Origin of the sequence: Listeria marthii, from assembly GCF_014227425.1 — a bacterium.
GTDB lineage: Bacteria > Bacillota > Bacilli > Lactobacillales > Listeriaceae > Listeria > Listeria marthii.
Genome location: NZ_JAASWB010000004.1, coordinates 259,559 through 272,067, shown reverse-complemented (window position 1 = coordinate 272,067; position 12,509 = coordinate 259,559). Strand labels below are relative to the sequence as shown.

Genomic DNA, 12,509 nt, shown 5'->3' with positions numbered 1-12,509 from the left:
CCTTTCCGGAAAATCTTGGGGTTTCTTACTATAGGCTATTATCCGCAAGTCTCTTAAACTATTTTAGCAGAAATGTTACAGAAAAACACGCTTATTCTACAGTTTACATACGAAAAAAATAGATCGAGCTGCGAAAATTCCACAGTTCCATCTATTTTTCTAATGTATCTTAATGAAATTCATCGGTTACTGTATTGATGGTTTTTTCCATATTTTCCCGGTAAGACTCATTTTGCAGTAGCATCATGGAAATAATATCCATCACATACATAATCGAAAACTGGCTGTTGGCGAAGTAGTGTTTGCTTACGAATAAAGTATTATAAACCGGGATTGTCACGTCACTAATTTCGGTCATTTCGCTGTTTTCAAAGCTAGTAAATGTGGCGACTTTGCTTTTGTTTTTCTTGGCAATTTTTAGCGCTGTGACTAGCTCTGGGGTGTTGCCTGAATTGGAAATACCGATAACGAAATCTTCTTTTGTCGTAATCGAGCTGGTGATAATCATCATGTGCGGATCGTTGACACTGATAACGTTCAGCCCCATCCGAATCAGGCGCTGCGACATCTCCACGGCAGTGAGCCCCGAACTTCCAACACCGCAAATATAGACCCGTTTCGCTGCTTGAATATACTGCACCACTTCACGGATTTTCGCTGGTTCAATCAACTTGACCGTGTTATCAATCACTTTATGGTAAAACGAATAAACTTCTTCAAAAAGGTCGTCGTAGCCAAGCGACGGAACCATTGTTGCTGCTGTATTTACCCGCATTTTCAAATCAACAAAACTATCACAGCGAACGTGGCGGCAAAATCTCGTTATTGTCGAAATGGACGTACCGGTTTCTTCAGCTAGCTCTTTAATATTAATGTTCTTGAGTTCATCACTTTTTTCTAAAATATATTTCGCAATTTGCTTTTCTTTATTCGGTAATCGATTGTAATTTTGTTGAATTTCATTTAAGATCGTCATCTTTTTTGACCTCTTTCTGGTTTAAGAAATGATAGAGCGCGCCAATCATCCCCGCTTCATTTCCCAGCTTTGCAAAGGTAAGATCTGCTGTATCGAACATCGGTGAGATTAATTTAGCTGAAATAGCCGCTTCGATCCGAGGTTTAAAGAACGCCTCTTCTTCCATTAATCCGCCACCGAGCACAATCACTTCTGGGTTGAAAATATAGATTAAGTTTACTACACCTTCTACTAAATTCTCAATCCATTGCTCTATTTCGGCCAGCACATCCGCATCCTCGCCATAGGCCCATTTCATCACTTGGCGTCCATTTAATGCATTTACATCGATATTTTTTCGCGAGGCTACTTGTTTAATCAATGTTTTTGTCGAAGCGACATCTTGAAATTTCCCATGTGACAGCTGCATATAACCGACTTCGCACGCGGTAAAAGAATAGCCGTTTATTAATTTATCATTTAACAGCATTGCTCCACCGATACCAGTTCCGATTGTCAAACAGAGCACGCTCCCACGCCCCCGTGCTCCACCTTGCCAAAACTCGCCGAGACAGGCCGCATTTACATCATTTTCCACTGCGCACGGAAGACCAAAACGATGCTCTATTGTTTTTTTTATTTCCGTTCCAGTATATCCGGGAATCGTATAACCAGCATAAATAATTTTGCCTTTTTCAGGATGAACGACGCCCGCAGAAGCCACACAGACACCTGCTACATCCATTTTTTCTTGTTCGACAATCCGAATAAGCGCGGGCATGATTTGATTCGCTCCGTCGCTTATAGGGGTCGCACAAGACTCAAGCGCACTTACCCGCTCGCCTGCTTGGTTAAATTTGGCATATTTGATACTCGTTCCACCAATGTCGACACAAAGATAATTTTCCATTTCTTCACCTCTTTAGTGAAATTATTATCCTTCTTTTGTTAATTCATCATAAAATGCTTGGCTTGAGATTGCTGTGATTAAACGGGCTACTTTTTCCTCGTCCATGAGCACTTCAGCAAGCTCCGATAATACTTCTAAATGGCTTTCTGAATCTGTTGCCGCTAGCGTAATAATCAGCTTCACTGGGTCAAACATTTCACTACCAAAAGCTACACCATCAGCGAGTGTTGCAAATGTTAAGCCACCGTGGATGACGCCAAACTCTGGTCGTGTGTGTGCCAGTGCGATATGTTTCGCGATCACTATATATGGTCCATTATTTTCTACACTTTGAATCATTCCGTCGATGTAACTCTCTTTGATGGCACCGCGCTTTAGTAAAAGTCTCGCGGATGTTTGGATGGCTTCACGCCAGTCTTTTGCTTCAATATTTACCTCAATATCTTCCAAAGTAACTCGGTCTAACAACATACTTGCGCCCCCTTATTTGTTATATTCAGCTATTATTTCAGCTAAATCCACCTTAGCTAATGACTCTCGCTCCAAATAGTTCGGTGTTAAATCGCTGTGTTTCGTCACTTCATTTGGAACGACAAGTACATTTACACCCGCACTATTCCCCGCCAAAAGTCCATTGCGCGAGTCTTCCACAATAAGCGCCTCCTCGGCCTTAACATCAAGCGCCCGCAAAGCTTCTAAAAACAAATCCGGTTCTGGCTTAATCCGCGTAACATCCTCCGCTGTAATAATTGCGTCAAAATATTCCAGTAAACCAAGTCGTTCCAAATGATAAAGTGGTTTTGGTCGCTGCGATGAGGTGGCGAGCGCTAACTTTAATCCTCGCTCTTTTAAGTTGTGAATAAAATGCTCTACGCCTTCTTTGGCCGGTAAATTTTTACTCTTTTCAATAAAAGTTGCTTGGGTTTCTGCTTCGAACACTTGTCGATTAACATCCATTTGCTGCGTCTCGTTTAATTCGCGAAACAAATCGTCCACATTAGACCCAACACACTGCAAAAACTCCTCGATAGAAAGGTCGTAATGTTGCTTTGTTTTAAACCAATCTTTGAAAATTTCATACCAAACTACCTCTGTATCAATAACAATTCCATCAAAATCCATCACAATCGCTTTTAACATCATTTTCCTCCTACCCACTTTACTATTCAAAGCGCTCCTAAAAAGAAGCGCTTACAAATAAGTTAATTCTTTTGTTCTCGGTCTGCAACTATTTTATCTATCAGCTCTTGATATTCAGGTGCACCGAGGTAATCCGTTATTTCGACATAATACGCGTCTGGTTGCTTTTCTTTGGCTCGGTCGATGAGGGATTTGTGCGTCACGACCACATCACATTCGGTTGGCAATTCATGGATGGCGATATGGAACACTTTGATATCGTCCAAGCCAGCGTTTTTGATTTTTTTCTGTAACACGGTTGCGCCCATCGCACTTGATCCAAGCCCCGCATCACAAGCATAAGCGATTCTTTTAACATTTTTAAAATTAAAATCATCGACTGGTGATTCGAAAACAGAGGAAATACTGCTTTTTTTGCCTTTAAGACTTTCCATTTTCTTCGCCGCATCTTGTAATTCAGCGTCTTTGTTGCCCATGCGTTTAATAAATGGAATGGCGGTAATGAACGTAACGAGCGCCGCACATAGCACTGCGATAAGTATCTTAATATGGTCGCCGGGCGCTGCCATCATCATAATCGTGATAATACTACCCGGGGAAGCTACACCAACAAGTCCCGCGTTTGTCATTGTTAAAATAAATGTTCCTGTCATACCACCAAGAATTAGCGGCAAAATTAGAATTGGATTCATTAAAACGAACGGGAAGTAAATTTCGTGAATACCACCAAATAAGTGAATAACACTTGCCCCATAAGAAGATGCTTTAGAGTTTCCTTTTCCAAAGAACATATAACCAAGTAAAATTCCAAGACCTGGTCCGGGGTTAGATTCCAGTAAGTAAAGCACCGACTTCCCTGTTTCCGCGAGTTGCAAGGTGGCTAGTGGACTAAGAATACCTTGACCAATCGCATTGTTTAGGAATAGCACTTTGGCTGGCTCAATAATTAAGGCCGTTAGTGGGAGCAAATGGTTATTAATTAACACATCCACGCCGCTTGCTAACACTTTTGTTACCGTTTCAACCATAGGAGCAATTGCAACATAAGAAAATAGTGCTAAACCTGCTCCGATAATCCCAATCGAAAAGTTATTAACTAATAGTTCAAATCCAGCTGGTATTTTTCCATCAATACGTTCGTCAAATTTTTTGAGTAGCCAAGCAGCGAGCGGACCCATTATCATTGCGCCGATAAACATGGTTATATCCGAACTAATAATTGCCCCCATCGTTGCAACAGTACCAATAACTCCACCTCGGTAACCGTGAACCGCTCGACCTCCAGCAAAAGCAATCAGAAGTGGTAACAAGTAATTTAGCATTGGTGCGATAAACCCTTTTAACATCTCAGAGCCTGTCGCTACCCCAATTGCCGTTAAAATACCCCAAGCCATAAAAGCCCCTAAATTCGGAATGACCATACCACTTAGCTTACTCCCAAACTTTTGTACATGTACCCGAATAGACATAATTCCCCCTCCAATCATATGTGTGGCGCTATTTTATAGTGATACTTCTTTTCCTTCCGCAATCGAACGTTCAATGGCATCTACTACTCGCAAGGAATCATACGCTTCTTTTGGTGTGATAATCGATTTTGTGTTATTTGCAACGTTATTAATAAAAGCCATAACTTCTTCTGCCAAATCTCCGGACACTTCTCCATTTGTGTAGTACCAGTGCCTTGAGTCAGGATAGGAAACCCCTTTTTCACTAACAAAACGAACGCCGTGGTCACAAGAGTCTACATATGCCACGCCTTTTGTTCCGACTAATTCTAGCTTGTCATCAATGATGGTTGGTGAATTTTCTGGTAGCACCCAGCACGCTTCAAGGCAAGCAATTGCGCCATTTTCGTACGTAACAATGGCATAGATAACATCATTCATGCCGTATTCTTTTAGCAATACACTGCGGCTTTTAGCAATAACTTTGACTGGCTCGCTATCCATATACCAATTGATATAGTCAATATCGTGAATCATTACGTGCATACTTAAATCAGATGCACCTATGTAACGCTTTGGACCGGTAATTGGGCTGTTACGACGACAATAAAGATGAATAATATCGCCTAATTCGCCGTTGTCTAGGCGCTGCTTAATCATATTAAAACGAGGATCAAATCTTAGTAAAAATCCAACTGTAAATACTTTGTCGTAGTCTTTTGTCAGTTCATACATGGCTTTTCCGTCTTCAAGTTCTTTTGCAAGCGGCTTTTCGAGCAAAATGTGCTTGCTGTGTTTCACGGCTTCTTCTACACAATCACGGTGCATATTATCAGGTAAAACAATGCTCACAGCTTCAATCTCCGTATTTGCTAGAAGTTCATGGTAGTCTTTGTATGCTTTGCACTGAAATTTCTCTGCCATTTCGGCGCGTCTTTCATCGTTAAACTCACAAATTGCTACTAACTCAACTTGCGGAAGTTTTTGATAAATTTCTGCATGATACTGCCCCATTTGTCCAACGCCAATTACGCCAACTTTGATTTGCTTTGTCATGTCACTTACCTCTTTCTTCTTGAATTTTTTGGATTTCGTTTGTAAAGCGGGTGGTTATTTCCTGTGGCCGAGTTACTGCGCCGCCAACAACGACGGCATAACAACCTAACGTAAGAACTTGTCGTGCTTTACTAGGCGAATCGATTTTCCCTTCTGCAATCACCGGGCGCTTCGTACTTTTCAATACTTCTTTCAAATGGGAAAAATCGTGATCGCTGATATTTTTATTCGCTGTTTCCTCGGTGTAGCCGTAAAGCGTTGTACCAATTAAGTCGAAGCCAAGGGAATCAGCGTAATAAACGTCTTCAATACTGCCTGTGTCCGCCATAAAAAGTGTATCTGGAAACTCTTTTCGAATGGCGCTTAGTATCTCTTTGAGGTCTTCGTTATGTGGTCTTTTTCTCGTTGTCGCATCCATTGCAACAATTCCCACTCCCGTTTCGCATATTTCTCTAACTTCTTTTAAAGTGGGGGTGATAAACACGTCCGAATCAGCGTAGTCTTTTTTGTAAATGCCAATAATTGGGACGTCTACCTCACTTTGAATTGCGCGAATATCTTTTGCCGTATTTGCTCGAATGCCAACAGCACCACCTTGAACTGCGGCCAGAGCCATTTTCGACATAATAAATGCGCTATGAAGTGGTTCGTCTTCTAAAGCTTGGCAGGAAACCACTAACCCGCCTTTGATTTTTTCCATAACAGAATTAACCACTGATACTCCTCCTCTATACTGTGTTTCAGTGTAAAGTATGCGTTTTCAAACAGACTATATCACAAGAAAATGGTTTTATCAATATCGATTAAATGAAAATTATTTTCATATTTAGGTGCGGTTGCTTATGGAAACTAGCTTTGAAAAATGACGTTGCTGTTAAAAATAAAAAGCCCTTTCGATTGAAAGGACTTATCTTAGATTATTCGATTGGTAATTTGTTGGGTGTGCCTGGTTTGCGTGGATATTTGTTGGGCGTTTCTTTTGTTTTATTAATGACGTAAATGTTGCGCTCGCTTTCTTCTACTGGTAATAAGAAGGAGTAATGATTGACCACTTTTCCGCCAAATAGTTTGATGGCTTTTTCGGCCGTTTGTAGCTCTTGCTCGGCTTGGGCTGCTTTCATTACTAGAAACGAACCGCCTTTTTTGACAAGCGGCATGCAAAGCTCGGATAATACGCTCATTCTTGCTACGGCACGTGCGGTTACAAGGTCGTATTTTTCGCGGTGTGCTTTGTTTTGGCCAAATGTTTCAGCGCGATCATGGTAAAAATGCACATCGGTTAGGCCTAATTTTTCTGCTAGCGCATCAAGGAAAGTCATGCGTTTTTTCAAGGAATCCACGATGCTCACTTTTAAATGCGGGAAACAGATTTTAATTGGAATACTTGGAAAACCAGCGCCAGCCCCGACATCACAAATGGACTCGAATTTCGTAAAATCAACATAAAACGCAGCTGAAATGGAGTCGTAGAAGTGCTTTAAGTACACTTCTTTTTCGTCAGTAATAGCTGTTAAATTCATTTTTTCATTCCATTCTACTAACATTTCGAAGTAGTCGTGAAATTGTTTTAGTTGCGTGTCGCTTAGTTCTATTCCTTTTTCAGCAAGTGCTGTTTGGAATTGTTCTGGGTTCATGTTTTTTCCTCACTTTATTTTCGCGATTTTGCCATGTTTAGGTGGTTATTTATAAACTTTTAAACAGGCTTGTACCGTTGATTTTCTATATTTAGCTCATTATTTTCAAGTATAAATATTTTCTTCTTATTTAGCAAGCTCCTATTATGTGACGCATTTAACAATTATCGAACTTATTTGCGTTCTCTTTAAAGCTTTTTTTGGCTTGATTTACCCATTTTCCTTTTGCTGTGGTAGAAATTCCGTCTATGTAAGCCTGACAATTGCTTTTGATATCGGCTATTTTGTCCCGCTTGATCATTTTTAACATTCGTTTGCGATTTTCTGATGTTGCATGCGTTTGACTCGCCACAAACATCCCAATAAGATTTTTTTCTAAATTTCTGCGTGACTCTAATAATTCTGCTTTTAGTTTATCTATCATGTTATAAATCACGATCCTTTTTTAGCTGATGTAATTCTTCTTCATAAGAATTCACTTGTTTCTTATAAAGCGCTTGATGCTCTTCGTGTTCATTTTCTAGTTTTGTTAGTGTTTTTTTTACTGTCCAATCGCCTTCTTCTTGGATAGAACTGATTAAATGGTAGGCTTTTTGCAAGTCTTCAGATGCTTCGTAATCTCTTTTTTGATGGATGTACCTGATTTGATCAGAAAGGTTTTCTAGTTCTTGGTGAAACCGCCATTTTTCTTGAGAAGCCTCATCCATCGCTTCATCCAATTGACGTCTTTTTCTATTAAAATCATCATCTGAATTCTCGATTTTTAGCAGTAGTTGTCTTTGTTTATCCATACATGCTCCCTATTTGTTTGGCTAATTCTTGGTCGGTTTTTAGCTGGCTTTTTATCGCTGCGTTGATTTGTTCTAGCAATTTATCATATTCTTGCTCTATTTTGGTTGCTTCGACTAAGGATTTTTCGCAATCTTGCACTGTGTCTATCACAATTTTCGGCTCAGTCGCCCCGCCCCAAGCAAGTGCGGCGTGTATTTCTGACTCAGATAGATGGGAACCGATGTCCCTTGCGTCCGAAAGCGTATCCCGCCACAACTCTTCGGCATTCTCGATTTCTTTATCAAAAACATCTTTTAAATCTCTAATTTCGCCTTGAATCGTTTGTTTCATCCCTTGCGTAATTGCTAATGCTTCCGCTGCATCCAAAAATATTTCTTCGGATGAGGATAGGCCACCGCCGCTTTTTGTGAAACTGGTTCGCATGATGTTGATTGCTGCTAATTGTTGAGCTGTTGCGTATTTGGCTAGTTGCAGGCTGCCTTCTTTATTTGTTAGGATGTTTCCTTCTTTGTCAAATTGATAACCACCCCACATATGCTGCTCCACCATACCAGCTTTTTTAGAATCAATCTCTATTAAATGACCAATTGTCGGGTCCCCGATACCATAACCAATTGGCACAAGATCCTTTCTATCAACGAAATTAAATAGTCTATCTAAAGCGTTTAATGCTTTTACAGTGTCTTGTTGTTTTGGCGTTAGGTTCGAGTAGATATTGGGACCTTGGTAGAAGAAACCACCGCTGATACGTTTGATGTCTTTTTTATCTAAGTCTGCGATAGCGTATTGGGCATTCATGGAGCCTAGAGAATGACCGTAAACATAGACCTGAGCGTTTGGGTAGGTTTTCATTGCTTGTTTTAAAGTTATAGCCGCGGACTTTAGTTGGTTTGTTACTGTTGAGCCTCCTCCATTTGCAATTTGGATTGCGGTTGGAATATCATTTTGTCCCCAGTCCATCCATACATCCAAACTATCCTTATGAAATGGCGTAAGAGCACTTCCAGGAGTGGGCGCAGTGGAGCCTCTGTAAAGGATTGTTAGTTCTTTTACTTGGTTTCTTTCAGTGATTGGGGCTGTGGGTGGTGTGTATTTGTCTGTGATGATGAAGGATTGTTCTCCCAATGCTTCTTTGTTGATTATTTGGGATACGATGCCGATGGTTTTTTCAGTTCCATTAGCTGTAGGGATTTTCACTACTTCCTCCTGGTTAATTTTAGCATACTCTTTTCGGGCTAATTCAACTCTTTCTTGATCAGTATAAGCTCCGTTCAATTACTTTCACTTCCTCTTTCTGTTTGTTTTGCAAGTTCCTTTGATACAATTGCACCTCCACCACTTAATTCTCCATTATTCTTGCTCATGGTATATGATACGTATAGTTCTGGATCATTATTAATTATTAATTTGACTTCTATACCTCCCATTGGATTGTGCTCTATACTTTCTTCTTCAATTTTATAAGAATGAATTATACCTTTTTCTGTAAAAGCATTTGGATCTAAATTTGTTAACCTTTTTTTGAATACTTGTTTCGCTTCATCACTATAAACTACATTCATCATTTCTTTATTTAATTTCTCTTCATCCATATAGAATTTCACCCCTAAACCCAAAATGGTTATTACTGTAATTGCTAGTACTATTATCCATCTCTTTTTCAACTTTTCACCTCTGTTGTATGATTTTTATTTGTAGGCCTATTTTATCACATGTTAGAAATTTTCACTTTCTTTTTTTTCAGTCTTTTAACGTTTGTTTAATTTCTTAGTTAGTATCGGCTGGACTATCTTAACTCCCCTTAAGTTCCAATTTCTTTGTAAGCTCCTTAGAGATGCTAGCACCCCCACCATCCATATTTGTCAGCCTTTTTTCGAATACTTCTTTTGCTTCATCACTATAAACCACTTGCTTCATTTCTTTGTTTAATTTCTCTTCATCCATATAGAATTTTACCCCTAAACCCAAAATGGTCATTACTGTAATTCCAAGTACTATTATCCATCTCTTTTTCAACTCTTCACCTCTGTTGTAAGACTTTTTATCTGTAGGTTAATTTTATTATATGTTAGAAATTTTCACCTTCTTTTTTCAGTCTTTTTAAAATCGATGGTTAGTATTGTCGTGATTCATTAGCTCTCTTCTAGTTCATAAGAAGTTTATCAAGATTTCCCGATGTAACTGAAGCTCCACCGCTCAGTTCTCCATTAAAATCGTTCATAGTATATTTTATATATAATTCAGAATTTCCGTTTATAATTAAAGTGATATTGATTCCTCCCATTGGATTTTTCTTTATACTTTTCTGATCTATTTCATACGATTGAATTACACCTTTTTCTGTAAAAGCATCTGCATCCGCGGCTTTCAATCTAACTTCAAATACCTTTTTCGCTTCATCACTATAAACCACATTCATCATTTCTTTATTTAATTTCTCTTCATCCATATAGAATTTCATCCCTAAACCAAAAATAGTCAATACTGTAATTCCTAGTATTATTATCCACCTCTTTTTCACACATTCACCTCTGCAGTATGTCTTCTATGTAATCTAATTTTACCTTAATTAAAGACAAGAAGAAACCACATTATTCAACGAAAACTTTAAACTTAGACAATAAGTTTGAAGTTTTCGTGAACATGTGGTTTTGGTTTTGATAATCAGCGCTCTTATTTACTTATTTTCGCGATTTTCCCTTGCTCAATATAAACTAGCAATATCGATATATCAGCTGGGTTTACCCCACTAATACGGCTGGCTTGAGCGATGGAAAGGGGTTCGATTTTCTTTAATTTTTCTAGGGCTTCTGTTGCGAGTCCGCTGATTGCATCATAGTCGATGTTTTCTGGGATTTTTTTGTCTTCCATGCGTTTCATTTTTTCTACTTGAAGGTTGGATTTTTGGATGTAGCCTTCGTATTTTACTTGGATTTCTACTTGTTCGGCGATTTCGTCGGTCACAAATGTTTCACGTGAAACAATTTGGGCGATTTTATCGTAAGTTATTTCTGGGCGGCGAAGTAAATCTGCTGCTAGAATTCCGTCTTTTAGCTCTCCTGAACCGATTTCTTTTAGCATTGCTTGTACTTCAGCAGTTGGTTTGATGCGTGTTTTTTGTAGTCTTTCTTTTTCTGCTTCGATGGCACTTTGTTTCGCTAAAAAGCGTTCATAACGTTCGTCGCTAATTAAGCCGATTTCATGACCGATTTCAGTTAAACGTAAATCTGCGTTGTCGTGACGTAATAGCAAACGGTATTCAGCACGAGAAGTAAGCAAACGATATGGCTCTTCTGTTCCTTTTGTTACTAAATCGTCAATCAAAACGCCGATATAAGCTTGGTCACGACCGAGGATAACAGGTTCTTTTTCAAAGACTTTGCGTGCGGCATTAATTCCTGCCATTAAGCCTTGGCCAGCTGCTTCTTCATAACCACTTGTACCATTAATTTGGCCTGCTGTGAAAAGTCCTTCGACTAATTTGGTTTCAAGTGATGGCCATAATTGGTCAGGCATCACTGCGTCATATTCGATTGCATAGCCAACGCGCATCATTTCGACATTTTCAAGTCCCGGAATGCTTCTTAACATTTCGCGTTGTACTTCTTCTGGTAAACTTGTGGAAAGACCTTGGACATATACTTCTTCAGTATTTTTGCCTTCTGGTTCAAGGAAGATTTGGTGTCTAGGTTTGTCGCTGAAACGGACGATTTTATCTTCAATGGATGGGCAATATCTTGCGCCAGTACCTTTTTTTGTTGCTGTAAACATTGGTGAACGGTGCAAATTGGCTTGGATTATTTCGTGTGTTGTTTCGTTTGTATAGGTTAACCAACATGGTAGTTGATCGAGCATCATATCTACCGTATCAAAACTAAATGCGCGCGGATGATCATCACCCGGTTGTTCTTCTGTTTTTGAGTAATCAATTGTACTTGATTTTACGCGTGGTGGTGTTCCGGTTTTAAAACGGCGTAGTTCAAAGCCTAGTTCTTCCAGATGCTCCGAAAGTTTCACAGATGGTTGTTGGTTATTCGGACCACTTGAGTAGCGCAGTTCGCCGACAATAATTTCGCCACGTGAGAAAGTTCCTGTCGTAATAACGACTGTTTTCGCGTAGTAAATCGCGCCGCTGTTTGTGATAACACCTTTACACACGCCATCTTCAATAACTAAACGGTCAACAAGTCCTTGACGCAAAGTGATATTTTCTTCTTTTTCAATCGTGTGTTTCATTTCGTGTTGGTAATCCCATTTGTCTGCTTGAGCACGTAATGCGCGAACAGCCGGGCCTTTACCTGTATTTAGCATCCGCATTTGGATGTACGTTTTGTCTGTATTACGACCCATTTCGCCGCCGAGAGCATCAATTTCGCGCACAACCACACCTTTTGCTGGACCTCCAACAGAAGGATTACATGGCATGAAAGCGACCATATCTAAATTTATCGTTAACATCAGTGTTTTGGCGCCCATTCGGCCACTGGCAAGACCTGCTTCTACACCCGCATGGCCTGCACCAACAACAATGACGTCAAAAGTTCCTGCATCATAGGTTTGCATTTTATAAAAAC

At 39.7% G+C, this 12,509-nt stretch carries 14 protein-coding genes and 1 pseudogene; all 15 read right to left on the bottom strand.

Annotation, left to right across the window (positions count from 1 at the left end):
• Window positions 1-169 precede the first annotated feature (169 nt).
• The gene (locus HCJ55_RS09030) at window positions 170-976 is read right to left on the bottom strand and encodes a MurR/RpiR family transcriptional regulator (RefSeq protein WP_185517848.1); all 807 of its coding nucleotides are present in this window, start codon (window positions 974-976) and stop codon (window positions 170-172) included.
• Window positions 960-1,865 carry an ROK family protein gene (locus tag HCJ55_RS09025; RefSeq protein ID WP_185517846.1) on the bottom strand — a complete coding sequence of 302 codons (906 nt, stop codon included), beginning with the start codon at window positions 1,863-1,865 and terminating at the stop codon, window positions 960-962. Before HCJ55_RS09025 ends, HCJ55_RS09030 begins: the two co-directional genes overlap by 17 nt.
• Before the next feature lie 24 nt (window positions 1,866-1,889).
• Window positions 1,890-2,336: a PTS sugar transporter subunit IIA gene (locus tag HCJ55_RS09020; RefSeq protein ID WP_185517845.1), complete on the bottom strand. Its 447-nt coding sequence runs from the start codon at window positions 2,334-2,336 to the stop codon at window positions 1,890-1,892.
• Window positions 2,337-2,348: 12 nt separating this feature from the next.
• Window positions 2,349-3,005, bottom strand: a complete 657-nt coding sequence (locus HCJ55_RS09015; protein WP_185518009.1) for an HAD family hydrolase — start codon at window positions 3,003-3,005, stop codon at window positions 2,349-2,351.
• A 62-nt stretch (window positions 3,006-3,067) separates the two neighbouring features.
• Window positions 3,068-4,474 carry a PTS mannitol transporter subunit IIBC gene (locus HCJ55_RS09010; RefSeq protein WP_185502824.1) on the bottom strand — a complete coding sequence of 469 codons (1,407 nt, stop codon included), beginning with the start codon at window positions 4,472-4,474 and terminating at the stop codon, window positions 3,068-3,070.
• A gap of 33 nt (window positions 4,475-4,507) precedes the next feature.
• On the bottom strand, window positions 4,508-5,509 hold the full coding sequence (locus HCJ55_RS09005) for a Gfo/Idh/MocA family protein (protein ID WP_185502823.1): 1,002 nt from the start codon (window positions 5,507-5,509) through the stop codon (window positions 4,508-4,510).
• Window position 5,510: 1 nt separating this feature from the next.
• On the bottom strand, window positions 5,511-6,224 hold the full coding sequence (locus HCJ55_RS09000; RefSeq protein ID WP_185502822.1) for an N-acetylmannosamine-6-phosphate 2-epimerase: 714 nt from the start codon (window positions 6,222-6,224) through the stop codon (window positions 5,511-5,513).
• A 202-nt stretch (window positions 6,225-6,426) separates the two neighbouring features.
• The gene (gene rsmG / locus HCJ55_RS08995; RefSeq protein WP_185506474.1) at window positions 6,427-7,143 is read right to left on the bottom strand and encodes a 16S rRNA (guanine(527)-N(7))-methyltransferase RsmG; all 717 of its coding nucleotides are present in this window, start codon (window positions 7,141-7,143) and stop codon (window positions 6,427-6,429) included.
• Between the two features lie 157 nt (window positions 7,144-7,300).
• Window positions 7,301-7,567, bottom strand: coding sequence for a hypothetical protein (locus tag HCJ55_RS08990; RefSeq protein ID WP_008949020.1), 267 nt, complete (start codon window positions 7,565-7,567; stop codon window positions 7,301-7,303).
• A gap of 1 nt (window position 7,568) precedes the next feature.
• Entirely contained in the window at window positions 7,569-7,934 is a 366-nt protein-coding gene (locus HCJ55_RS08985) for a hypothetical protein (protein WP_008949021.1), read from the bottom strand.
• A complete protein-coding gene (locus HCJ55_RS08980) occupies window positions 7,927-9,210 on the bottom strand; it encodes a lipase family protein (protein ID WP_185502820.1) in 1,284 nt (427 codons plus the stop codon). Before HCJ55_RS08980 ends, HCJ55_RS08985 begins: the two co-directional genes overlap by 8 nt.
• Entirely contained in the window at window positions 9,207-9,599 is a 393-nt protein-coding gene (locus HCJ55_RS08975) for a DUF1310 domain-containing protein (RefSeq protein ID WP_185502819.1), read from the bottom strand. The genes HCJ55_RS08980 and HCJ55_RS08975 overlap by 4 nt, the downstream gene beginning before the upstream one ends.
• Before the next feature lie 187 nt (window positions 9,600-9,786).
• Window positions 9,787-9,951, bottom strand: a pseudogene (locus HCJ55_RS08970) (DUF1310 family protein); the annotation flags it as partial.
• 127 nt (window positions 9,952-10,078) lie between these two features.
• Window positions 10,079-10,456, bottom strand: a complete 378-nt coding sequence (locus HCJ55_RS08965) for a DUF1310 domain-containing protein (protein WP_185502817.1) — start codon at window positions 10,454-10,456, stop codon at window positions 10,079-10,081.
• Window positions 10,457-10,608: 152 nt separating this feature from the next.
• The gene (gene mnmG / locus HCJ55_RS08960) at window positions 10,609-12,498 is read right to left on the bottom strand and encodes a tRNA uridine-5-carboxymethylaminomethyl(34) synthesis enzyme MnmG (protein WP_185517843.1); all 1,890 of its coding nucleotides are present in this window, start codon (window positions 12,496-12,498) and stop codon (window positions 10,609-10,611) included.
• Window positions 12,499-12,509 lie beyond the last annotated feature (11 nt).

Coding starts and splice junctions, on each gene's coding strand:
- HCJ55_RS09030 (WP_185517848.1), bottom strand. CDS start 976: ATGACGATCTTAAATGAAATTCAACAAAATTACAATCGATTACCGAAT.
- HCJ55_RS09025 (WP_185517846.1), bottom strand. CDS start 1,865: ATGGAAAATTATCTTTGTGTCGACATTGGTGGAACGAGTATCAAATAT.
- HCJ55_RS09020 (WP_185517845.1), bottom strand. CDS start 2,336: ATGTTGTTAGACCGAGTTACTTTGGAAGATATTGAGGTAAATATTGAA.
- HCJ55_RS09015 (WP_185518009.1), bottom strand. CDS start 3,005: ATGTTAAAAGCGATTGTGATGGATTTTGATGGAATTGTTATTGATACA.
- HCJ55_RS09010 (WP_185502824.1), bottom strand. CDS start 4,474: ATGTCTATTCGGGTACATGTACAAAAGTTTGGGAGTAAGCTAAGTGGT.
- HCJ55_RS09005 (WP_185502823.1), bottom strand. CDS start 5,509: ATGACAAAGCAAATCAAAGTTGGCGTAATTGGCGTTGGACAAATGGGG.
- rsmG (WP_185506474.1), bottom strand. CDS start 7,143: ATGAACCCAGAACAATTCCAAACAGCACTTGCTGAAAAAGGAATAGAA.
- HCJ55_RS08990 (WP_008949020.1), bottom strand. CDS start 7,567: ATGATAGATAAACTAAAAGCAGAATTATTAGAGTCACGCAGAAATTTA.
- HCJ55_RS08985 (WP_008949021.1), bottom strand. CDS start 7,934: ATGGATAAACAAAGACAACTACTGCTAAAAATCGAGAATTCAGATGAT.
- mnmG (WP_185517843.1), bottom strand. CDS start 12,498: ATGCAAACCTATGATGCAGGAACTTTTGACGTCATTGTTGTTGGTGCA.